Source organism: Neisseria sp. GT4A_CT1 (assembly GCF_000227275.1).
Lineage (GTDB): Bacteria > Pseudomonadota > Gammaproteobacteria > Burkholderiales > Neisseriaceae > Neisseria.
In genome coordinates, this window is sequence record NZ_JH164967.1 from 303,078 (window position 1) to 323,379 (window position 20,302).

At 51.1% G+C, this 20,302-nt stretch carries 22 protein-coding genes; 7 read left to right on the forward strand and 15 right to left on the reverse strand.

The genetic code is table 11. From position 1 onward, the window contains the following. Positions 1 to 237: 237 nt before the first annotated feature. From HMPREF1028_RS08205 to dnaA, 4 genes are all read right to left on the reverse strand, one after another. The gene (locus HMPREF1028_RS08205) at positions 238 to 1,899 is read right to left on the reverse strand and encodes an electron transfer flavoprotein-ubiquinone oxidoreductase (protein ID WP_009312332.1); all 1,662 of its coding nucleotides are present in this window, start codon (positions 1,897 to 1,899) and stop codon (positions 238 to 240) included. Between the two features lie 287 nt (positions 1,900 to 2,186). Next, entirely contained in the window at positions 2,187 to 2,672 is a 486-nt protein-coding gene (locus HMPREF1028_RS08210; protein ID WP_009312333.1) for a disulfide bond formation protein B, read from the reverse strand. A 60-nt stretch (positions 2,673 to 2,732) separates the two neighbouring features. Next, positions 2,733 to 3,836 carry a DNA polymerase III subunit beta gene (gene dnaN, locus HMPREF1028_RS08215; protein WP_003758101.1) on the reverse strand — a complete coding sequence of 368 codons (1,104 nt, stop codon included), beginning with the start codon at positions 3,834 to 3,836 and terminating at the stop codon, positions 2,733 to 2,735. Between the two features lie 148 nt (positions 3,837 to 3,984). Next, positions 3,985 to 5,535: a chromosomal replication initiator protein DnaA gene (gene dnaA, locus HMPREF1028_RS08220; RefSeq protein ID WP_009312334.1), complete on the reverse strand. Its 1,551-nt coding sequence runs from the start codon at positions 5,533 to 5,535 to the stop codon at positions 3,985 to 3,987. A 425-nt stretch (positions 5,536 to 5,960) separates the two neighbouring features. Between dnaA and rpmH the strand changes: the two genes are divergently transcribed. The 4 genes from rpmH to yidC all read left to right on the forward strand — a co-directional run bounded on the left by rpmH (position 5,961) and on the right by yidC (position 8,413). Next, positions 5,961 to 6,095 carry a 50S ribosomal protein L34 gene (rpmH, locus tag HMPREF1028_RS08225; protein ID WP_002214728.1) on the forward strand — a complete coding sequence of 45 codons (135 nt, stop codon included), beginning with the start codon at positions 5,961 to 5,963 and terminating at the stop codon, positions 6,093 to 6,095. Positions 6,096 to 6,097: 2 nt separating this feature from the next. Continuing rightward, positions 6,098 to 6,436, forward strand: coding sequence for a ribonuclease P protein component (rnpA, locus tag HMPREF1028_RS08230; protein WP_003758090.1), 339 nt, complete (start codon positions 6,098 to 6,100; stop codon positions 6,434 to 6,436). After that, positions 6,436 to 6,657 (forward strand): membrane protein insertion efficiency factor YidD, encoded by a 222-nt coding sequence (yidD, locus tag HMPREF1028_RS08235; RefSeq protein WP_003758087.1) that lies wholly within the window; start codon positions 6,436 to 6,438, stop codon positions 6,655 to 6,657. The genes rnpA and yidD overlap by 1 nt, the downstream gene beginning before the upstream one ends. A gap of 112 nt (positions 6,658 to 6,769) precedes the next feature. Further along, entirely contained in the window at positions 6,770 to 8,413 is a 1,644-nt protein-coding gene (yidC, locus tag HMPREF1028_RS08240; RefSeq protein ID WP_009312336.1) for a membrane protein insertase YidC, read from the forward strand. A gap of 92 nt (positions 8,414 to 8,505) precedes the next feature. Here yidC and HMPREF1028_RS08245 read toward each other — a convergent pair whose 3' ends face one another. The 11 genes from HMPREF1028_RS08245 to HMPREF1028_RS08295 all read right to left on the reverse strand — a co-directional run bounded on the left by HMPREF1028_RS08245 (position 8,506) and on the right by HMPREF1028_RS08295 (position 18,116). Beyond that, the gene (locus HMPREF1028_RS08245; protein ID WP_009312337.1) at positions 8,506 to 9,222 is read right to left on the reverse strand and encodes a YwqG family protein; all 717 of its coding nucleotides are present in this window, start codon (positions 9,220 to 9,222) and stop codon (positions 8,506 to 8,508) included. A gap of 204 nt (positions 9,223 to 9,426) precedes the next feature. Next, complete coding sequence (locus HMPREF1028_RS08250; protein WP_009312338.1) at positions 9,427 to 9,837, reverse strand: ClpXP protease specificity-enhancing factor; 411 nt, start codon at positions 9,835 to 9,837, stop codon at positions 9,427 to 9,429. An 18-nt stretch (positions 9,838 to 9,855) separates the two neighbouring features. Further along, on the reverse strand, positions 9,856 to 10,461 hold the full coding sequence (locus HMPREF1028_RS08255) for a glutathione S-transferase N-terminal domain-containing protein (RefSeq protein ID WP_003762636.1): 606 nt from the start codon (positions 10,459 to 10,461) through the stop codon (positions 9,856 to 9,858). 340 nt (positions 10,462 to 10,801) lie between these two features. After that, positions 10,802 to 12,184: a TolC family protein gene (locus HMPREF1028_RS08260; RefSeq protein ID WP_009312339.1), complete on the reverse strand. Its 1,383-nt coding sequence runs from the start codon at positions 12,182 to 12,184 to the stop codon at positions 10,802 to 10,804. A 75-nt stretch (positions 12,185 to 12,259) separates the two neighbouring features. Next, entirely contained in the window at positions 12,260 to 12,550 is a 291-nt protein-coding gene (locus tag HMPREF1028_RS08265; RefSeq protein WP_009312340.1) for a helix-hairpin-helix domain-containing protein, read from the reverse strand. A 78-nt stretch (positions 12,551 to 12,628) separates the two neighbouring features. Next, on the reverse strand, positions 12,629 to 12,958 hold the full coding sequence (locus HMPREF1028_RS08270; RefSeq protein WP_009312341.1) for a hypothetical protein: 330 nt from the start codon (positions 12,956 to 12,958) through the stop codon (positions 12,629 to 12,631). After that, a complete protein-coding gene (locus HMPREF1028_RS08275; protein WP_009312342.1) occupies positions 12,955 to 13,329 on the reverse strand; it encodes a hypothetical protein in 375 nt (124 codons plus the stop codon). The genes HMPREF1028_RS08270 and HMPREF1028_RS08275 overlap by 4 nt, the downstream gene beginning before the upstream one ends. Positions 13,330 to 13,425: 96 nt before the next feature. Then, the gene (locus HMPREF1028_RS08280; RefSeq protein WP_009312343.1) at positions 13,426 to 13,902 is read right to left on the reverse strand and encodes a DUF1877 family protein; all 477 of its coding nucleotides are present in this window, start codon (positions 13,900 to 13,902) and stop codon (positions 13,426 to 13,428) included. A gap of 230 nt (positions 13,903 to 14,132) precedes the next feature. Next, complete coding sequence (locus HMPREF1028_RS08285) at positions 14,133 to 14,807, reverse strand: glutathione S-transferase (RefSeq protein ID WP_009312344.1); 675 nt, start codon at positions 14,805 to 14,807, stop codon at positions 14,133 to 14,135. Between the two features lie 93 nt (positions 14,808 to 14,900). Next, the gene (locus tag HMPREF1028_RS08290; RefSeq protein ID WP_009312345.1) at positions 14,901 to 16,838 is read right to left on the reverse strand and encodes a MacB family efflux pump subunit; all 1,938 of its coding nucleotides are present in this window, start codon (positions 16,836 to 16,838) and stop codon (positions 14,901 to 14,903) included. A 96-nt stretch (positions 16,839 to 16,934) separates the two neighbouring features. After that, positions 16,935 to 18,116 carry an efflux RND transporter periplasmic adaptor subunit gene (locus HMPREF1028_RS08295; RefSeq protein ID WP_003758056.1) on the reverse strand — a complete coding sequence of 394 codons (1,182 nt, stop codon included), beginning with the start codon at positions 18,114 to 18,116 and terminating at the stop codon, positions 16,935 to 16,937. 365 nt (positions 18,117 to 18,481) lie between these two features. Here HMPREF1028_RS08295 and HMPREF1028_RS08300 point away from each other — a divergent pair, with 365 nt between their 5' ends. The 3 genes from HMPREF1028_RS08300 (at position 18,482) to HMPREF1028_RS08310 (ending at position 20,229) form a co-directional block, all read left to right on the forward strand. Next, complete coding sequence (locus HMPREF1028_RS08300; protein ID WP_009312346.1) at positions 18,482 to 18,943, forward strand: type IV pilin protein; 462 nt, start codon at positions 18,482 to 18,484, stop codon at positions 18,941 to 18,943. A 165-nt stretch (positions 18,944 to 19,108) separates the two neighbouring features. Further along, on the forward strand, positions 19,109 to 19,576 hold the full coding sequence (locus HMPREF1028_RS08305; RefSeq protein ID WP_009312347.1) for a CDP-paratose synthetase: 468 nt from the start codon (positions 19,109 to 19,111) through the stop codon (positions 19,574 to 19,576). Between the two features lie 131 nt (positions 19,577 to 19,707). After that, the gene (locus tag HMPREF1028_RS08310) at positions 19,708 to 20,229 is read left to right on the forward strand and encodes a DUF4189 domain-containing protein (RefSeq protein ID WP_009312348.1); all 522 of its coding nucleotides are present in this window, start codon (positions 19,708 to 19,710) and stop codon (positions 20,227 to 20,229) included. Positions 20,230 to 20,302 lie beyond the last annotated feature (73 nt).

The following is a 20,302-nucleotide window of genomic DNA, read 5'->3' on the forward strand; positions in this document are numbered from 1 at the left end:
AACCGATTCACTTGGTGCTTCAGCACCTTAGAGAATCGTTCTCTTTGAGCTAAGGCGAGGCAACGCCGTAATGGTTTAAAGTTAATCCACTATAAATCAACGATATTCTGTTAATGCCCGCTCCCTGAAAAACCCAAAAGGTCGTCTGAAAACCTTAAACCAAGATTTTCAGACGACCTTTTTTATCTGATACGACAGAGACTTGTCCCATTTAGACAAGCCCGCTGCAACTAAAGCCTACATCCCGCCGTAATTCGGTCCGCTTGCGCCTTCGGGGCAAATCCAAGTGATGTTTTGCGTCGGGTCTTTGATGTCGCACGTTTTGCAGTGGACGCAGTTGGCGGCGTTGATTTGCAGGCGCGGGCTGCCGTTTTCTTCGACGATTTCGTACACCCCGGCCGGACAATAGCGCGTTTCGGGCGAGGCGTATTCTTTGTAATTCACGTCTATCATCGTTTGCGGATTTTTCAGCACCAAATGGTCGGGCTGGTTTTCTTCGTGCGCGAGATTGGCGAGGAAGACGCTGCTTAAGCGGTCGAAGGTCAACACACCGTCGGGTTTCGGATAATCAATCGGCTTGCACGCGGCGGCTTTTTTGAGCTGCTCGTTGTCTTTGCCGTGATGTTTCAAGGTCCACGGGGCCTTGCCTCTGAAAATCATCTGGTCGATGCCGGTATAAAGCGAGCCGAGGTAAACGCCCCATTTGAATGACGGACGGACGTTACGCACGGCGTAAAGCTCTTGATACAGCCAGCTTTGTTCGAAACGTTGCTGATAATCCGCCGCCTCTTTGCCGCTGTCGAAGCTTTCCACTTCTTCGAGGTTTTCCAACAAGGGGAACACGGCTTCAGCGGCAAGCATGGCGGATTTCATGGCCGTATGGATGCCTTTGATACGCGGCATATTCAGGAAACCCGCCGCATCGCCGATTAAAACGCCACCCTTGAACGAGAGCTTCGGCAGACTTTGCAGACCGCCTTCAATCAGCGAACGCGCGCCGTAAGCGATGCGGCGGCCGCCTTCGAAGGTTTTGCGGATTTCGGGATGGGTTTTGAAACGTTGGAACTCTTCAAACGGTGACAGATAAGGGTTTTGATAGTCCAAACCGACCACGAAACCGACGGCGACTTTGTTGTCGTCGAAATGGTAAACAAACGCGCCGCCGTAGGTTTTGCTGTCCAGCGGCCAGCCCGCGCTGTGTATAACCAGACCTGGCTGATGTTTTTCAGACGACACTTCCCAAATCTCTTTGATGCCCAAGCCGTAAGTTTGCGGCTGGCTGTTTTGGTCGAGTTGGAAACGCTCGATAATTTGCTTGGAAAGTGAACCGCGGCAGCCTTCGGCAAACAGAGTTTGCTGCGCCCAAAGCTCCATGCCTGGCTGGAAACTGTCGGTCGGCTCGCCGTCTTTGCCTACGCCCATATTACCGGTCGCAATGCCTTTGACCGAACCGTCTTCGTGATACAGCACTTCAGCGGCGGCAAAGCCCGGATAGATTTCCACGCCCATATTTTCCGCCTGCTCCGCCAACCAGCGCACGACTTCGCCCAAGCTGACGATGTAGTTGCCATGATTGTCAAAATTGGGGGTAACGGGCAGATTGAACGCTTTTTTCTCGGTCAGGAACAACACTTTGTCCTGCGTTACCGCGCGCGTCAGCGGCGCGCCTTTTTCTTTCCAGTCGGGAATCAGCTCATTCAGCGCAATCGGATCAATGACCGCCCCCGCCAGCGAATGCGCACCCGCCTCAGAACCCTTCTCCACCACGCAAACGCTGATTTCGCGCCCGTTTTTTTCGGCAAGCTGCTTGAGTTTGATGGCGGCGGACAAACCCGACGGGCCTGCGCCGACAATCACGACATCGTACTGCATACTGTCGCGGGTGATGGATTCTGTCATGGTGGTTCCTGTGTATTTATAGTGGATTAACTTTAAATCAGGACAAGGCGACGAAGCCGCAGACAGTACAGATAGTACGGAACCGATTCACTTGGTGCTTCAGCACCTTAGAGAATCGTTCTCTTTGAGCTAAGGCGAGGCAACGCCGTACTGGTTTAAAGTTAATCCACTATATTATTGAATTGAAAACCCGCGATTATACAACGGGAACATATAGTTACCAAATACAACAAAGGTCGTCTGAAAACCATATTTTCGGTTTTCAGACGACCTTTTCATCTTTGCGGCTATTTGGTTTTGAACCAGGCAAACCACACCAATACAATCACAAAGCCAAAATAGGCGATGCTCCAGTACGGCAGTGCAATACCCAGCAGATAGTCCGGTACGGCACAATCGCCAAAGCCGCGCACAATTGGTTCAAACCAGTCAAACAGCGGCCAATCCTTCAAACGGAAAGTCCACGGCGCACCGCAGGACGGCGCACTGCCCGGCGGCAGGCTTTGCAGCCACAATTGATAGGCCGCAACACCCGCGCCATAAACCGCAGGCACACTGACCAACAAGGCGCTGAACAGTCTGCCAATCTTAGAAGCCTGACGGAAAAAGGCTGCCGTCAAAGCCACCAATCCGACCGCCAAAACCGACAAGCGCTGCAAAATACATAAAACGCAAGGGTCCATTCCTAAAACATATTGTGAGACGAACGAACCGCAGGCAGCCAAGATCGATAAGACAACCAGAAAAAAGATGGTTTTTCTAAAAAAATTCATAACCTTAAACTTTCCAATTATTCAGACGACCTTTTTATTCATTTCAAAACAACCGCTGTATCAAATGCGCATCGGCATAACGATGTATTTGAAGTTCGGGTTGTTCGGTACGGTAAACAAGGTCGAGCGGTTGGCATCGCCGAAGGCGAGCTGCATATCGTCGGAATGGATGTTGCGCAATACATCCATCAGATAGCCGATGTTGAAGCCGACTTCGAGTTCGCCGCCTTGGTAGGCGATTTCGAGTTCTTCGCGGGCTTCTTCCTGCTCGTTGTTGCTGCACACGACGCTCAAGAGGCCGGGTTGCAGGAACAGGCGCGCGCCGCGGAATTTTTCGTTGGCAAGGATGGCGGCACGTTCAAGCGCGCCCAAAAGTTGGGTGCGTGAAACGAGGAAAATTTTGTCGTTGTCCAGCGGGATGACGCGGTTGAAATCGGGGAATTTGCCGTCGATGACTTTGCTGACGATGGTCGTACCGTTGCATTGGAAGCGTACTTGGTTGTTGAGCAGCTCGACGCTGATGGGTTCGGACGGGTTGTTCAGCAGTTTGAAGAGTTCCAAAACGGTTTTGCGCGGCAGGATGACTTCGGTTTTGGGCAACTCGGCTTCGATTTGGCTGGCGGCGTAGGCAAGGCGGTGGCCGTCGGTGGCGACGAGGCGCAGTTGGTTGCCTTCAACCTGCATCAGCAAGCCGTTGAGGTAGTAGCGGATGTCTTGTACTGCCATGCTGTATTGGACTTGTGAAAGCATGGTTTTGAAAGTCTCCTGCGACAGGGAAAACGCTGCGCTGATGTCTTCGCCGACGCTCATCAGCGGGAAGTCTTCGGCAGGCAGGGTTTGCAGGGCGAAGCGTGATTTGCCTGCACGCAGGGTCAGACGGTTGTCCGCCCAGTCGAGCGAAACGATGGCGCTGTCGGGCAAGGCGCGCAGGATGTCTTGGAATTTTTTGGCGTTGGTGGTGATGCGGAAGTCGCCCGCCTGACTTTCGGGGCCGGCTGTGTTGATTTGGATTTCCAAGTCGGTCGCCAGGAGTTTGGTTTGACCGTCTTTGCTTTCGAGCAGGACGTTGGAGAGGATGGGCAGGGTATGGCGGCGTTCGACGATACCGGTAACGGCTTGCAGCGGCTTGAGCAGACTGTCGCGGTCGGCTTGTAAAATCAGCATGGTCAATTCCTTTTGAATCGGTTATTTCGGGTGTTTTTGAATCGGGTTCGGCGGACGAGATGGTTGATTCGCCGCCGTTAAAATCAAAGTGTATTTGTGTTTTCAGACGACCTTTTAAGAGAGGGGTCGTCTGAAAGCCGGTTCTGACTCAGTTTTGAATCAGAATCAGGAGTTTTTCGTAATCTTGCGCCAACTCGGGATCTTCTTCGCGCAGTTTTGCTACGGCTTTCACGCCGTGCATGACGGTCGTGTGGTCGCGTCCACCGAAAGCGTCGCCGATGGACGGCAGGCTGAGGGTGGTCAGCTCTTTGGTCAGGCTCATGGCAACCTGACGCGGACGGGCAATATTGCGCGTGCGCTTTTTGCCGAGTATATCGCTGATTTTAATACGGTAATATTTAGCAGTCGCGTCGATAATGGTGTCGGCGGTAATGATTTTGTGTTTTTCGGCAATGATGTCCTGCAAAGCCGTACGCGCCAAATCCATGTCGATAACAGGACGATTCATGAAGCGGCTGCTGGCGCTGACACGGTTGAATGCGCCTTCCAGTTCGCGCACGTTGGAACGAATCAGATTGGCAACAAACAATGCGGCTTCGTCTTCAATACTGATGCCTGCCGCTTCTGCCTTTTTCTGCAAAATCGCCACGCGCATTTCCAGCTCGGGCGGCTCAAGTTCCAAAGTCAAACCCCATGAGAAACGCGATTTGAGGCGGTCGTCCATACCTTCGATTTTGGCAGGCAATACGTCGCAAGTGAGGATGAGCTGTTTTTTCTCGTTATGGAAATGGTTGTACAGATAGAAGAATTCTTCCATCGTGCGGTCTTTGCCTTTGATGAACTGGATGTCGTCGATAATCAGCAGGTCGTATTGTTTGTATTGCTGCTTGAACACATCATAAGTATTGTTGCGCACCGCCTTCATAAAGCTGCGGATATAGTCGTCTGAGTGCATATAGCGCACTTTGGCGTCGGGACGGTTTTTCAGCAGTTCGTTGCCGATGGCCTGCACCAAGTGGGTTTTACCCAAACCCGTGCTGCCGTACAGGAAAAACGGGTTGTAGCCCTGCCCCGGGTTCTCTGCAATGGCTTGGGCGGCGGCGGCGGCAAGGCGGTTGCCCTTACCTTCTACCAAAGTATCGAATGTGTAGTCGCGCGACAGATTGGTCTGTTCGTAACGCGCTTCTTCCGCATCGCGTTGCGCTTCCGTTTTGGCTTTGGCAACGGCTTTGGATTCTGCGGGCGCAGCGGCAGGCTGCTTGTTTTCGTGCGGCAGGTTTTTCATGCGCTGCGCCAAAATGTCCGCCGCCGTTTTCACAACGGAGGGTTTGTCTGAGTTTTCAGACGACGTCCCGTCCGAAAAAGATTCTTGCGCGTCCGCTTTCGGCATTTCTTCGGTCAACGCAGCGTGTTCAGGCGCAACCGCCCCCGCATTTTCCGCCATCTCATAATGCTGCCCCACGCCAGCTTTAAACGCAAACGCTGCCTGCTGCGGAGCCAATTCCGCACGCACCACTTCGATTTTGGCGGCAAACTGGCTTTTGAGCATATTGCAGGCAAACTGGTTTTTACCGTAAACCACCCACACGCCGTTTTCCTCGCCCACGGTCAAGGGCGCAATCCATTGCGCGAACTGCCCGGCAGGCAAAATATCGTGAAGTCGGCGGAGGCACTGCGGCCAAAATTCTGCTAGCGTCATGAATAAGCTCGAGTCGTGGAAATCGTTGGAAAGAAACGGAGAGAAACCGTCGGAAATTGCAGCCTTTGGAAATGCGGTTTCAGCCCGACGGAAAAAGTGTCGCAAATACCGCACAAACCCTATCCGCCAAACCGGACGCCGTCTGAAAATACAATGAAATTATTTTCGGAAAATCATCACGATAAATCCATATCAACATTTTCAGACGACCTATCGCCCGACAAAGGGACAGGAAGTGCCGATTATACCCACTCCGCCAAACTTTATCCACAACCCGCCGGAAATTTTATCCACAAAGCGCCACGCGAATCCGCAAACCAAACCACCCCGCGCGCCATAACCATTTACTTAACCGAGATTGACAAAAGCAGAAAATTAGAGTGTAATTCACGGTTTATTTATCTACCGATTTTTTAGGAAACATCATGAAACGCACTTATCAACCTTCCGTTACCAAACGCAAACGTACCCACGGCTTCCTGGTCCGCTCCAAAACCCGCGGCGGTCGCGCAGTATTGGCAGCCCGTCGCGCCAAAGGCCGCAAACGCTTGGCAGTGTAATTTTGGACTACCGCTTCGGAAAGCAGTACCGCTTATTAAAAACGGATGATTTTTCATCCGTTTTTGCGTTCAAAAACCGACGCAGCCGCGATTTGCTGCAAGTTTCCCAATCTGCCGACAACGGATTGAACCATCCGCGGCTCGGCTTGGTCGTCAGCAAAAAAACAGCGAAACGCGCGCATGAACGCAACTACATGAAGCGCGTCATCCGCGATTGGTTCAGGCTGAACAAAAACAGCCTGCCGCCACATGATTTCGTCGTACGCGTCCGCCTGGCATTCAACCGGCAAAATGCCGCCGAAGCCCGAAACCAATTGGCGCAACTCATGCGCAAACGCTGATGAATACCCTGTTGTCCAAATTCATCCTCGCGCTGATCCGTTTTTACCAATACGCCGTCAGCCCGCTGATACCGCCGCGCTGCCGCTATACCCCGACCTGTTCGCAATACGCTGTCGAGGCAGTCAAAAAATACGGCGCATTCAAAGGCGGCTGGCTCGCCCTCAAACGCATCGCCCGCTGCCACCCTTTCGGCGGACACGGACACGACCCCGTCCCGTAATCCGAATCATTCGGATAACTTGATTTCCTTTAATTTCCCGTCGGTTTCTATATAATGCCGTCTGAAGCAGTTTTCATCTCCATTACATACCCGTCAATTCCAGGAATCTCTTATGGATTTTAAAAGATTTATAGCATTTTTTGCCATTTCGCTGGCAATCTATGCCGGCTGGGAACATTTCTTCCCCAGCCCCAAACCCAATCCGGCACAACAAGCCGCGCAGCAACAGCAGCAAACCGCCGCAACCGCTGCCGCTGAAGCCGCACTCGCCCCCGCAACGCCGATTACCGTAACAACCGACACGGTCAAAGCCGTCATCGACGAAAAAAGCGGCGACCTGCGTCAAATGACCCTGCTCAAATACAAAGCAAATGGCGACGAAAACAAACCCTTCACCCTGTTTAACGACAGCAAAGAATACACCTACGTTGCCCAGTCCGAGCTTTTAGACGCACAAGGCAACAACATCCTGAAAGGCGTCAACTTTACCGCAGCGCAAAAACAATACAGCCTCAACGGCGACAAAATCGAAGTCCGCCTGAGCGCGCCGGAAACAAACGGACTGAAAATCGACAAAGTCTATACCTTTACCAAAGACAGCTACCTCGTCAACGTCCGTTTCGACATCACCAACACCAGCGGCAAGCCTGCCAACCTGAGCGCGGACTACCGCATCGTGCGCGACCGCAGCGAACCTGAAGGTCAAGGCTACTTTACCCATTCCTACCTCGGCCCCGTCGTTTACACCCCTGAAGGCAAATTCCAAAAAGTCAGCTTCTCCGACTTGGACGACGATGCCAAATCAGGCAAAAACGAAGCCGAATACGCCCGCAAAACCCAAACCGGCTGGCTCGGTATGATTGAACACCACTTCATGTCCACTTGGATCCTCCAGCCCAAAGGCGGACAAAGCGTTTGCGCCGCCGGCGACTGCCGTATCGACATCAATCGCCGCAACGACAACCTGTACAGCACCAGCGTCAGCGTTCCCCTTGCCGCCATCCAAAACGGCGCGAAATCCGAAGCCTCCATCAACCTCTACGCCGGCCCGCAGACCACATCCGTCATCGCCAATATCGCCGACAACCTGCAACTGGCAAAAGACTACGGCAAAGTACACTGGTTCGCCTCCCCCCTCTTCTGGCTCCTGAACCAACTGCACAACATTATCGGCAACTGGGGCTGGGCAATCATCGTTTTGACCATTATCGTCAAAGCCGTACTCTACCCGCTGACCAACGCATCCTACCGCTCGATGGCAAAAATGCGCGCCGCCGCGCCCAAACTGCAAGCCATCAAAGAAAAATACGGCGACGACCGTATGGCGCAACAGCAAGCCATGATGCAGCTTTACAAAGACGAAAAAATCAACCCGCTGGGCGGCTGTCTGCCTATGCTGTTGCAAATCCCCGTCTTCATCGGCTTGTACTGGGCGTTGTTTGCCTCCGTAGAATTGCGTCAGGCACCTTGGCTGGGCTGGATTACCGACCTTAGCCGTTCCGACCCTTACTACATTCTGCCCGTAATTATGGCGGTAACCATGTTTGCCCAAACATTCCTCAACCCGCCGCCGACCGACCCGATGCAGGCAAAAATGATGAAAGTCATGCCGCTGATTTTCTCAGCCATGTTCTTCTTCTTCCCTGCCGGTCTGGTATTGTACTGGGTAGTCAACAACCTCCTGACCATCGCCCAACAATGGCACATCAACCGCAGCATCGACAAACAACGCACCCAAGGCGAAGTTGTTTCCTAACAGCGGTTTGACACACAAAAAGGTCGTCTGAAAACTTAATTTCAGACGACCTTTTTGTTTGGGAGCATTATAAAAGATGGCTGATCGGGCATTTAACAACAATCAAACACAAATGCCACACGGCTGAAATCGCGTTTAGCCAAATCTTCGGGCGTAATGAAGAAATTCGCCACACCGGAGTCGCCCCACATCAGTTTTCCAGTATAGCGGTCTTTTTCATTGATATCAGTGTCTAATTGCAACAGCAGGATGTATTTGCGCCAATCAGAACAAGTGATGGTAGCGGGATCGTCAAAATCAGCGTCTTCATCACACTCAAGAAACGGGTCGCCCTGAAGAAAAATCGGAGAACCGCCGATTTTATGCCCTTGAGATTTATTGAAATCTGCATCTTCCTCCTCTTCGCTTGCCGCTTGGAAAATCAGCGGAAACTCCCCAGAAAACGGCAGACATTCTGAATCGGTTGCCTGATAAGCGGAAAAATCGGTTTGCAATTCGCTCTCGGGCAATAATTCGGGATAGTACATAATGCGCCATCCGGCTTGTTCCGACAGATTTTCAAAGTCGTTACCTAAGCCGTAATCCAGCCCATCAACAAAAACTTGCAAGATGCCACGCTCGGGGAAACCGGGCAACGGCGGCACTTCGGAAAAGTTGATTTGTGCCACCAGAGTCAACGGATGCTTTTTCTCGGCGTGATACGGATATTCGGCATTTTTTGGCAGGTAGGGCGTACCGCCTATTTTGCTTTGATAGGCCGTGGTAGCAGCAGCTTCTCCCAATGTGAAGCAGACGGCAGGACGGTACATGAGGTTCTCCTATCGGATAAAAAGTGTTGAATGGAATAAATTATATCGGATTAAATCAATGTTTACCTGAAATCTCCGAGAGGTCGTCTGAAAGTTTAAACTTACTAAACTAGAGCACACTTTTGAAATACTCCTCCTCCTTCCCGATGAACACAAAAAGGTCGTCTGAAAACTTAATTTCAGACGACCTTTTACATTTCCAACCTATTTCACAAACTTCAACACCTTACCGGATTTTGCCGGCGCATCGGTTTCTTGTTTGTTTTCAGTTTCCCGTTCCGGTTGTTCTTTATCGGAAGGCTCATAGGGTTCGACTTCAAATCCCATGCCTTCGCCGCTTTCTCGGGCAAACAGGCTGACAACGTGTCCGACCGGAATCCAAATATCGTGCGCTACGCCGCCAAAGCGGGCGGAAAAGCTGATCCAATCGTTGTCGATGTTCAGATTATGGCTGGCAGTCGGTCCGATATTGAGGACAATCTCGTTTTCGCGAACATACTGCATGGGGACGCGGGTATGTTCGTTTACCCATGCGACAATGTGCGGCGTTTGATTGTTGTCCGTACACCATTCGTACAAAGCGCGAATCAGATAAGGCTTGGTAGATGTCGTCATGATGAATCCTTTCGGCCTTTAACGGCGCATTGCCTTCTCAGCGGGGGTCATGGCTTCGATAAAGGCTTCGCGTTGGAAGATACGTTCGGCGTATTTCAGCAATGGTGCGGCAGATTTGCCGAGTTTGATGTCGTAATGGTCGAGACGCCACAACAATGGGGACAACGCCACGTCAATCATTGAGAAATCATCGCCGAGAATGTATTTGTTTTTGGTGAACGCAGGCGCGAGCATGGTCAGACCGTTGCCGATAGCTTCGCGCGCTTTCGCCATTTCTTTATTGGTGGAATTCGGGTTTTCCAATACATGCACCAGGCTGAACAGCTCTTTTTCCATGCGGAACAAAACCAATCGTCCGCGGCCGCGCATCACGGGGTCGCCGGGCATCAGTTGCGGATGGGGAAAGCGTTCGTCTATGTATTCATTGATGATATTGGATTCATAGAGGATCAAATCGCGTTCAACCAAAACGGGGACTTGGTTATACGGATTCATTACGGCAAGATCTTCGGGCTTATTGAAAATATCAACGTCTTTAATTTCAAAATCCATGCCTTTTTCGTACAGGACGAAGCGACAGCGTTGGCTGAACGGGCATGTAATGCCTGAATATAATATCATCATGGTATTGGGCTCCTATAAGCATCCCAGACAATTTACTGCCTGAAATTGCAGAATAAAACAATCGCAAAATTATACGCGATTGCATCCAACAATTCCACAAAAAGCACATATCCTTTTGTTTATAAAGCTATTTTCAATAAAATTCGAATTTCTAAAAAACGATATCCAAACTCAAATTCTTTGCTTTTCCGATGCGTTTCGATTTTTACAGCAAATTTAAACCGCGGCGGGACATTACCGACGTTTTTACTGCACACTGGCTTGTTTCCGACAAGCCGTCAAAAAGGTCGTCTGAAAACCGTTTTTCTCAGTTTTCAGACGACCTCTCGAGCCAAACGCCCTACTTCGGCGTATAACGCCCCGCCATCGCTTTATACACCATGTTTTCGTATTTCAGCGTCTCATACCGCTGGTTCAACACGTTTTGGGCAGAGCTGTATTCCGTGTTCAGTGCTTCCAGCCAGTCTTTCAGCTCGTTTTTGCCGTGTTGGTAGCGCACTTGGTAGTAGCGGCTGTTTTTCTTGTCCAAGGCGTAACGCTGCTCTTGATTGTTAAGCGCGGCTTGGGCGTTTTGGTAGGCGAGGTAATTGGTATTGACTTCGTTCAGCGCGGTGGTCAGGGCTTTTTCAAAGTCGAGTTTGGCGCTGTCGAAATTGGCTTGGGCGGTTTTGTCTTTCCACTTCATGGTCTGCCAGTTGAGGAACGGCAGGTTGATGGTGGCGGAGCCGCCCAGCAGCGGGATATTGAACGCGCTTTTGGCTTTTTCAGACGACGTGCTCAAGCTCGCGCCCAATGTAATCGAGGGATACCAACTGCGTTTTTGCGCTTCGACGGATTGGAGCGAGGATTGCAAGCGGTATTCGGCGGCGCGCAGGTCGGGGCGGTTCGCCAACACGGTAATCGGTACGTCGAGGTTCACGCCTTTGACGGGCAGCAGGCGGTATTGCGCGGGGTCGGCGGCGATGGCCTCGTTCGGCTTGAGGTTGAGCAGGTTGCGTAAAACCTGTTTTTGCGTGTCGAGGCTGTTTTTCAGGGAAATCAGGTTGTTTTGCGCGCTCAAGAGTGATTGTTTCGCCTGCGTCGGCTGGCTGGAATCGGCTCTGCCGTAGCGGAACTTGGCATCGGCAATGCGGTTGATTTCCTGATATTGCTTGAGGGATTTCTGCGCCAATTCAATGGCTTCGTTGAGATAGGCAATATTGAAATAGGCGTCGGCGACATTGTTGATCAAAGTCAGGCGCGTGTTCGCCATATCCTGCCGTGTGGCTTGGTATTCCCAGACTTGCGCGTCGGCGGTGGCACTGAGTTTGCGCCACAAATCCAATTCGTAGCTCAAGCCGAGCTGGCTGCTGAAGGTGTTGCCGTGGCTGCCGGTTTTCAGGTTTTTGGATGTGGACGCACTCAACGAGCCGCTGAACGACGGCACCAAATCCGCCCCCAAAATATTCGCCTGATACAGGGCTTTATTGACGCTGATGGCCGCCTGTTTCAAATCGATATTGTTTTCCAAAGCCTGTGCCATCAGGGCGTTGAGCTGCCGGCTTTGGTAGATTTCCCACCAATTGCCGTTCACGTCGTAGCGTTCGGCGGTTTCCGCCGTGCTCATGACCTGCCCCGTCGATTCGAGCGTGAGGTTTTTGTCGGTGCTGTGGACGGCGCACGCGCTTAAGGCAAGGGCGAGCGACAGGGATAAGGTCGTCTGAAAAAAAGGTTTTTTCTGCATGTTGTGTCTTTCGGTTTAAGGTTTCAGACGACCTGAAAGGTAGCGAGGTCGTCTGAACAATCTCATCGGCTGCGTTTATTTATCGGCTAAAAACGCTTTTCGCTGTTCCGTAAAATGCCACCACGGCTTTGGTTCGTTTCCCTGGATAAAATCAACCAGCGACAGGAAGATATCGATCATGCAGGGATCGTGTCGGGTTGCGGTCAGGCTGCACAGGCGGTCGTACATTTCGTAAGCGTCCTGCCCCGCCAAATCCTGCGGCTGCGTGATGCCGAGCAAAGCCAAATCCTCCGCCACGGCTTTGCCGACATTGGGCAGGTCGGTCAGCGTGTTCAGCTTGCTTCGTTGTACTTTGTCGGGGTTCATGTTTCAGCCTTTGGTTTGTAGGTCGTCTGAAAACCTGCAATCGGATGGATAAACTTGTTTTCGCGGACGAAGCCCACGCTACTTTCCGCTCTTCCACCTTAAATGCACCATTGCCGTCGAACGTATTTCATACAAAGCCGAAGTGGTCTTCTCAAACTCATCAAACAATCCGTGTTCGTGGGCGGAGAACGGCGGGGAATCATTCCAAGAACCCATGCCGCCGAAAACGTGGCTTTGTTCGCAGGCAAGCTCCAAACGTTCTTCAAAAGGCAGGGATTCGTTTTCAAGCGTCCGCACCGCCTTGTCGAAAAAAGCCCTTTTCCAATGCAGTTCGCCAATGGCTTCCGCAAGGGCGGAAATATCGGTTAAAGCCTGATGGAAACGGCGCACCAGTTCTTGCTCGGTCATTTGATTTGTTCTAAGTTCTTCAAACAATTTTTCAGAAGACGTTTTAATTGTTTGGCAGTTTGCGGATGCATCGGCTCTTGCAGTTTACGCTCCAACCGATCGGCTTCGTGTTCGAGTTCATGCTTATACCTGACTCTAGAGCGTTGCTGTCTCTCCAATATTTGCCACTTTTGCCGCCACAAATCCTGCTGCAACTTCTGCCATTCTTTGGTTTTATGTTTTGACGGAAGCGGAATTCTATCCGACAGCTCCACACATGGCTTGGAACACTGCGAACAACGGGGCGAACTGCTGTCTTGGGGGTGGAAATAGCGTTTCGGACGGCGCACGGCGGTGCGGCAGGAAAAACAAACGTAATTCGTATTACTCATTTCAATAAAATTCAATTAAATCAATTATTCATGTACCTTTCGCCATTGAATCCGTTTTTCAGACGACCTCTTCCCATTCAAAAAGGTCGTCTGAAATCATGAAATCCTGACCACGACGCCGCAATGCTGTTCGGCGGCGGCTTGGTAGAACGCGGCAAGTTCTTTAAACCGCTGCGTCAATTCTGCGCGGGTTTCGGCAAAGGCTTTTTCATCGCCCCAAATATCGGGGTAGATTTGGGTGTTTTGAAAATCTGCTGCGGCTTTACCGTCGAGCAGCGCGGCGAAATCGGCTTGGTTCAGGGCTTGGGCTACTTCGGCGGTTTCGGTATCGTCGATCCAGCCGGTGTGTTCGCCCGCTTCTTCGTCCTGCCGCAGGATGTTGCCGATAATGGCTTTGCTCAACGGGTTTGCCGCGTCGGCATCGTCCGAGCCTTTGCCGGTCAGGATGAAATGCAGCGCGTCCCATAGTTTGCCTGCGCTGCATTCGGATACGGCGGCGGGGGTGCCGGAGGAAGTTTTGATTTGTTCGATGCCGCTTTGCGGATAGGCTGTGTATGTTGCGTAAACGTCCATAGGTTTCCTTGTATTGAAGGCTGAAGATGCCTGTTTCGGGAGGGGTCGTCTGAAATATAGTGGATTAACTTTAAACCAGTACGGCGTTGCCTCGCCTTGTCCTGATTTAGTTAATCTACTATATGTTGCGGATTCGGACGACGCTCGGGCTGTTTTCGCAATGTATTGTGTGAATCGTGTGTTCGGTATTGCGTCGGGTTCTGACCCGACTTTTGCTTTTTCAGACGACCTTATTTATCCAAACGCAGCAGCGGGCCGCCTGCTTTCTGTACCGCCGTTTGATAGGCGGGGTCGTTTTCGATGCGCTGCAAATAGGCGCGGATGTTGGGATAGTCCGCCAATCCGAAGCGGTCGGCGGCGGCTTGCAGCGGGTAACTCATCATGATGTCGGCGCCGCTGAGCCGGTTGTTGACCAGCCAGTCTTTGCCGTTTAATTCGTTTTCGACATAGGCAAGATGCAGGGAGGCTTGCGGTTCGATAAAGCCGTTTTTGACGTTGCCGCTGATTTTGCGTGCAACGGGTTTGACGAAAAACGGCATGGGGGCGTTTTCTATTTTGCGGAACACCAGACCGAGCAAAAGCAAGGGCATCAGCGAACCTTCGGCATAGTGCAGCCAGCGTTGGTAATGCCAGTAATCTTGGCTGCCGCGTTCGGGCATGAAGCGTCCGCCGCCGTAGGTTTGAATCAGGTAGTCGGTAATCGCGCCGCTTTCGTTGAGCACGAATCCGTCGTCGTCGATAACGGGAGACTTGCCCAGCGGGTGAACGGCTTTGAGTTCGTCGGGCGCGAGCAGGGTTTCGGGATGGCGCGCGTAGGTTTTGATTTGATACGGTGCGCCGATGAGTTCGAGCAGCCAGACGATGCGCAGGGCGCGGGATTGTGCCAATACATGCAGGGTAATCATTCGGTTTTCCTCGGTGTGTGTATGTTCATTATGATGACAATAGCCAAACGGGGTTTTCAGACGACCCCTTAGGTTTGGAGGTCGTCTGAAAACTTAATCTTTAGACAAAGCATCAATCGGATTGAGCTTGGAGGCTTTGTTGGCGGGCATAAAACCGAACGCTACGCCGATGGCGGTGGAACAGACAACCGCGCCAATAACAGAGCCGATGGAAATTTCCATCGGAAATTCGGTAACGAATTGGTTGAACACGAGGCTGATGGCAGTGGACAGCCCTACCCCGACCAAACCGCCGATAATACAGATTAAGACCGCTTCAATCAGGAATTGTTGCAGGATGTTGTTTCGCCGCGCGCCAATCGCCATGCGCACGCCGATTTCTTTGGTGCGCTCGGTTACGGACACCAGCATGATGTTCATCACGCCGATGCCGCCGACCACCAACGAAATCAAGGCGATGGAGGAAATCAGCAGCTTCATGGTGCCGGTGGTGCTTTCAACCATCTGCTTGATGCTGTCGCTGTTGTTCATGAAAAAGTCTTCCGTACCATGCCGCGTTTTGAGCAGCTCGGTCAGTCCTTTTTCGGCGACTTGGGTGTTGGCGTCGTCTTTGATTTTGACGGTAATCGAGTTGGTGTGGCTCTCGCCGGTGATTTGGTGCATCACGGTCGTATAGGGCGACCAGAGCATCAATACGTCGGAATTGCCAAAAGAGTTTTCTTCTTTTTGCATCACACCGATGACGGTCAGCGGGCGTTTGTTGAAGAGTACGGTCTTGCCCAACGGATCGACATCCGTGCCGAAGAGTTTTTCTTTGGTGTTTTGGTCAATCACGACGACTTGCGCGTCTTCTTTCACATCGCCCTCGTCAAACAGGCGGCCTGATTCCAGCTTCAGCCCGCGCACGTCGAAATATTGTTCGCCCACGCCGTACAGCGAGGCGGTCAGGTCGGTATTGCGGTAGGTCAGCGTGCCGCCGGAGGTGGTCTGCGGCGTGGCGGAAGCGACGTAGCTTTGTTTGGCGATGACTTTGGCGTCGTCAATGGTCAGCGTTTTAATCCTGCCGCTGCGCCTGTCGCCGAAGCCGCGCCCGGGGAAGATGCTGATGGTATTCGTCCCCATCGCGCTGATGTCTGCGAGGATTTTTTTCTCAGAACCATTGCCCAAAGCGACGACGGACACGACCGAGGCGATGCCGATGATGATGCCGAGCATGGTCAGAAGCGAGCGCATTTTGTGCGCCATAATCGCCTGCACCGACATTTTGAAGGCTTCGACGAATTGGTCGTAATAAAACAGCCACGAAGATTTTTCTTTGATGCGTTCTATTTTGCTTTCGGGGATTTCGGGATTTTTTGAACTGTCGGAAATAATTTCGCCGTCGCGGATTTCGATGATGCGGTTGGCGATGGCGGCGATACCGGGATCGTGTGTAACCATAATCACGGTATGTCCTTCTTTATGCAGCTTTTGGATGATTTCAATCACATTTTTGCCGCTAGCGGTATCGAGCGCGCCGGTCGGTTCGTCGGCGAAGATGATTTCGCCGCCGTTCATCAGGGCGCGGGCGATGGAGACGCGCTGCTGCTGGCCGCCGGAAAGTTCGCTGGGCTTGTTGCCTTCCTTGCCTTCCAAACCCAAATCCTGCAACAGTTTTTCCGCACGCGTGGAACGCTCTTTGCCGCCCATGCCCATATACACGGCAGGCAGGGCGACGTTGTCCCGCGCCGTCAGCGAACCCAAAAGGTTGTAGCGTTGGAAAATAAAGCCGAAGCGTTCACGCCGCAATGCCGCCAATTCGTCCGGCTCCATTTTGGCGGTTTCGATGCCGTCGATTTGATACGAACCCGAAGTCGCGCTATCCAAGCAGCCGAGGATGTTCATCAGCGTGGATTTGCCCGAACCGGACTGCCCGATGATGGCGACGAAATCGCCCTTCTCTATCGACAGGCTGACATCTTTCAAAACATGAACGCGGTTCGCGCCGCTGCCGAAGTAGCGGTTGATGTTTTTACATTCGATTAAGCTCATAAGTGTTTCCGACCGATAATGATGTATGGAGTGGAAAGGTCGTCTGAAAGGAGGATTTTGCTAACAAACAAAACTTTCAGACGACCTATTGCCTATTTATCTCGGCGGACCGCCCTGCATGGCGCGTTGCGCCGCTTCAGCCTGCTCCGCCGCGCTCATTTCCGACATCACCACCTTGTCGCCTTCTTTCAAACCGCTTTTCACTTCGGTATTCATACTGTCTTTCAGACCGACCGTAATCTCGCGTTCCGAAGCTTTACCGTCCGCGCCCAAAACGCTGACAAACGATTTGCCGTCGTGTTTTTTAATCGTCAGCGTCGGCACGAGCAAAACGTTTTTCACGCCGTTGATTTCAATCGTGTTCTGCGTCGTCATACCGATAGAAAGTTTGCCGTCGGGATTAGGCACCAAAGCGCGGGCGTAGTAGTAAATCGCATTGGAAGTCGTGTCCGTGCTGGTGGTATAGCTGCCCAGCGACATCGTGGTCAAGCCTGGGTCGACGCTGTCTAGTTTCGCCTTAATCGGCGTATCCGGTTCGGACAAAATCGTAAACGAAATATCCTGCCCCGCTTTGACCTTGGTAATATCGCCTTCGGCAATCTGCATTTTGTTCAACATCGTATCCAGATTCGCCAATTGGATAATCGTCGGCGTGGACTGCACCGCATTCACCGTCTGCCCTTCTTCCACCGGAATCGCCACCACCGTACCGTCCATCGTCGCAGTAATGCGGGTATAGCCCAATTCCGATTCGGCGGTATTAATGGAAATTTTGGTTTGCTTGATGGAAGCCTTCAGCTCGGCAACGTTTGCCTTAGCCGCGGCCAGCGCATCCTTCGCACTTTCCAAATCCTCTTTGGACGTCGCGTTTTCCTTCCACAAAGCCGCCTCGCGCTTATATTTCTTCTCCGCGCTGTTCAGCGCAATTTCGGCAGAAACCAATTTCGCCTGATACGTTTCCAGCTTGGATTTTTCCGTATTCAGCGTGTTCACCTGAGTGGTCGAATTGATTTCCGCAATCAAATCGCCCTTTTTAACCTGCTGTCCGAGCTTGACATACAGCTTCTTAATCTGCCCCGAAGCCTGCGCGCCCACCGACACCAGATTCGACGGCGAAATCTCGCCCGTAGCGGATACCGTCTGGCTGATGTCACCGCGTTTGACCGTTTCCGTGATGTAAGAAGTTTGAGGTTCGGGCTGGAAATAAGACCACGCAGCAAACCCAAGCACCGCAGCAACCGTTATTCCAACCGTCCATTTATTAATGATTTTTGCCATAACTGACTTTCTGATTCATCCATTTCATCTGTTCAATCCGGCACCCGATTCATGTCGCATAATCCCAACACTTATCCGCCGAAAACGCTGAAAACGGGCAGATTTTACTGCAAGCATTTACTCCAGCCAAGACAATAACCGACCAAACTAAAATTTAACTTATTGTTTTACATAGAAATAATCAAAACCCTTTTCCAGAATATTTCAACGTATTTACATATTTTCCCAATCTCAATATTTATCCAAACATTCAAAACAAGAGAAAAGAACTATAATTCAACATCCATCAAACCCAACAACGGCCGCCTCCCCGAACCTTTCAGACGACCCGGCATGATAAATATAACAACACAATGACACTTACTATGAAAAACAAATCACAAGGTTTTACTCTCCCCGAGCTACTCGTTGTCGTCCTGATCATCGCGATTTTAGCGACGATCGGCTATCCCTCTTACCAACGCTACGTCCGCAAAACACGCTTGGAAAGCGTCCGCTCCGAGCTGCTGATCAACGCCCAAAACCTCGAGCGTTACTACGCCCAGCATGCGACCGTAAAAGCCGAAGCAGGCAATCCCGCCTTGCCCCCCTTGGTTCAAAACCAATATTTCAATATCTCCATCTTCAACTTCGAAGGTCCGGACGACAACGATAAAAAAATCGTAAACTCCGCTTCCTCAAGATACATCCTCGAAGCCAAACCCACAGACGAATACAAGTCCACCGAGACCTGCTCCGTTTATCTCAACAGCGACGGCATCTTCTGGGCAAGCAATTCCAAAAACAATGAGGACTGCCCGGGCTTCGAACCCATCAGCCAAGAATAATTTGAACCTACCGCCGCGATTTATCATAAAGGTCGTCTGAAAATTTTCAGACGACCTTTATTCTACTATCAACACCAAATCACGCCGTTCAATGCAATTTATGAACTGATACCGACCGCACCACTCTTATCAACATCCCCATCTTTGCCCACAACGGTCGATATCATGCTGACTTACACCCGCAGCGTCCGGCTGGATGCGCCGCTCGAACCGATATTCCGCTACTGTACTTCCCGACACGGATTTGCCTGTCAGTTTCCGTTTGACGTGCAATGGTTATCGGAAAAGGAATACTGGGCGCGGGGAGATATTTTGGATTTCAGATACAGAGTTTGCGGGATTTGGTTGCGGCATCGCGCCGAAATCATTTCGCTTGAGCCGAACCAATCGTTTACCGACCTGATGCTGGAAGGGATTTACCGCTCCTTCCGCCATACGCACGAATTCAAATCTTCCGGAGGGCGTACTTGTGTAACGGATACGGTGGAATTTACTTTCGGGCTGGGGAAAACGGTTGACTGGCTAATCGGATTGCCGACTTTGCGTCGGACATTTGAAAAACGCCACTGTTTATTGAAAGAGTGGGCTGCCCAATGGAATGGTCATGTTGAAAAAACGCAGCAAATTGAATAAGTAATATAATATTTCATAGACAACATCACGACCACAGACACCATGAAACAACCCGGCAAAGGAAGTAAGCCATCCTAGTATTTCTACATTTAAATATTAAAATTTTTAAAAAACAAAAGATTGGACTTGTAATGAAAAAATTATTTTTTGTATTGTTAGGACTGACTAGCCTTAATGTTTATGCAGCTGATCCCACTTATGATGCAACCAGAGGCGCATTGCAAAACAATTCGGCATTATGTCAGTATGGCTACAATCCCAACTGTGCGTCATCTCGTCAGCACCAACGAAAACAGCCTACGGAAATTGTTAATATCAATGTTCCTTCAAAATATTTAGCATGGGCAATCAATCCTAAAACAGGTATTTCAGGTGGTGCAATGGATATGGATTCACTTGAGGCAGCCAAAAGACAAGCCATCAAGACCTGTGAACAAGGAGGGAGCAATGCCCCATGTGTAGTTGCAAAATGGGTTAGAAACGGCTGTCTTGCAGTTGCACAAGGCAGATATAAAGGCAAATGGAAAACTTTCTATGGAGTAGATGATCTTGGTCGTGCCGAAGCTAATGCATTAAATCAATGCCATACAGCCGCAGGTGTAACACAGTGCAGAATTACCACTCCGGAAGGTTGCGCTTTGCCTAAATATTAATAGACCAAATGCCGTCTGAAATTTCAGACGGCATTTTATAAAAAATCGGCTTTGTGCCCGTCTTTATTTTATG

Bases quoted from the DNA above. Each gene is read 5' to 3' on its own strand.
- HMPREF1028_RS08205 (WP_009312332.1), bottom strand. From the start codon at position 1,899: ATGACAGAATCCATCACCCGCGACAGTATGCAGTACGATGTCGTGATT.
- HMPREF1028_RS08210 (WP_009312333.1), bottom strand. From the start codon at position 2,672: ATGAATTTTTTTAGAAAAACCATCTTTTTTCTGGTTGTCTTATCGATC.
- dnaN (WP_003758101.1), bottom strand. From the start codon at position 3,836: ATGCTGATTTTACAAGCCGACCGCGACAGTCTGCTCAAGCCGCTGCAA.
- dnaA (WP_009312334.1), bottom strand. From the start codon at position 5,535: ATGACGCTAGCAGAATTTTGGCCGCAGTGCCTCCGCCGACTTCACGAT.
- rpmH (WP_002214728.1), top strand. From the start codon at position 5,961: ATGAAACGCACTTATCAACCTTCCGTTACCAAACGCAAACGTACCCAC.
- yidD (WP_003758087.1), top strand. From the start codon at position 6,436: ATGAATACCCTGTTGTCCAAATTCATCCTCGCGCTGATCCGTTTTTAC.
- yidC (WP_009312336.1), top strand. From the start codon at position 6,770: ATGGATTTTAAAAGATTTATAGCATTTTTTGCCATTTCGCTGGCAATC.
- HMPREF1028_RS08245 (WP_009312337.1), bottom strand. From the start codon at position 9,222: ATGTACCGTCCTGCCGTCTGCTTCACATTGGGAGAAGCTGCTGCTACC.
- HMPREF1028_RS08250 (WP_009312338.1), bottom strand. From the start codon at position 9,837: ATGACGACATCTACCAAGCCTTATCTGATTCGCGCTTTGTACGAATGG.
- HMPREF1028_RS08255 (WP_003762636.1), bottom strand. From the start codon at position 10,461: ATGATGATATTATATTCAGGCATTACATGCCCGTTCAGCCAACGCTGT.
- HMPREF1028_RS08260 (WP_009312339.1), bottom strand. From the start codon at position 12,184: ATGCAGAAAAAACCTTTTTTTCAGACGACCTTATCCCTGTCGCTCGCC.
- HMPREF1028_RS08265 (WP_009312340.1), bottom strand. From the start codon at position 12,550: ATGAACCCCGACAAAGTACAACGAAGCAAGCTGAACACGCTGACCGAC.
- HMPREF1028_RS08270 (WP_009312341.1), bottom strand. From the start codon at position 12,958: ATGACCGAGCAAGAACTGGTGCGCCGTTTCCATCAGGCTTTAACCGAT.
- HMPREF1028_RS08275 (WP_009312342.1), bottom strand. From the start codon at position 13,329: ATGAGTAATACGAATTACGTTTGTTTTTCCTGCCGCACCGCCGTGCGC.
- HMPREF1028_RS08280 (WP_009312343.1), bottom strand. From the start codon at position 13,902: ATGGACGTTTACGCAACATACACAGCCTATCCGCAAAGCGGCATCGAA.
- HMPREF1028_RS08285 (WP_009312344.1), bottom strand. From the start codon at position 14,807: ATGATTACCCTGCATGTATTGGCACAATCCCGCGCCCTGCGCATCGTC.
- HMPREF1028_RS08290 (WP_009312345.1), bottom strand. From the start codon at position 16,838: ATGAGCTTAATCGAATGTAAAAACATCAACCGCTACTTCGGCAGCGGC.
- HMPREF1028_RS08295 (WP_003758056.1), bottom strand. From the start codon at position 18,116: ATGGCAAAAATCATTAATAAATGGACGGTTGGAATAACGGTTGCTGCG.
- HMPREF1028_RS08300 (WP_009312346.1), top strand. From the start codon at position 18,482: ATGAAAAACAAATCACAAGGTTTTACTCTCCCCGAGCTACTCGTTGTC.
- HMPREF1028_RS08305 (WP_009312347.1), top strand. From the start codon at position 19,109: ATGCTGACTTACACCCGCAGCGTCCGGCTGGATGCGCCGCTCGAACCG.
- HMPREF1028_RS08310 (WP_009312348.1), top strand. From the start codon at position 19,708: ATGAAAAAATTATTTTTTGTATTGTTAGGACTGACTAGCCTTAATGTT.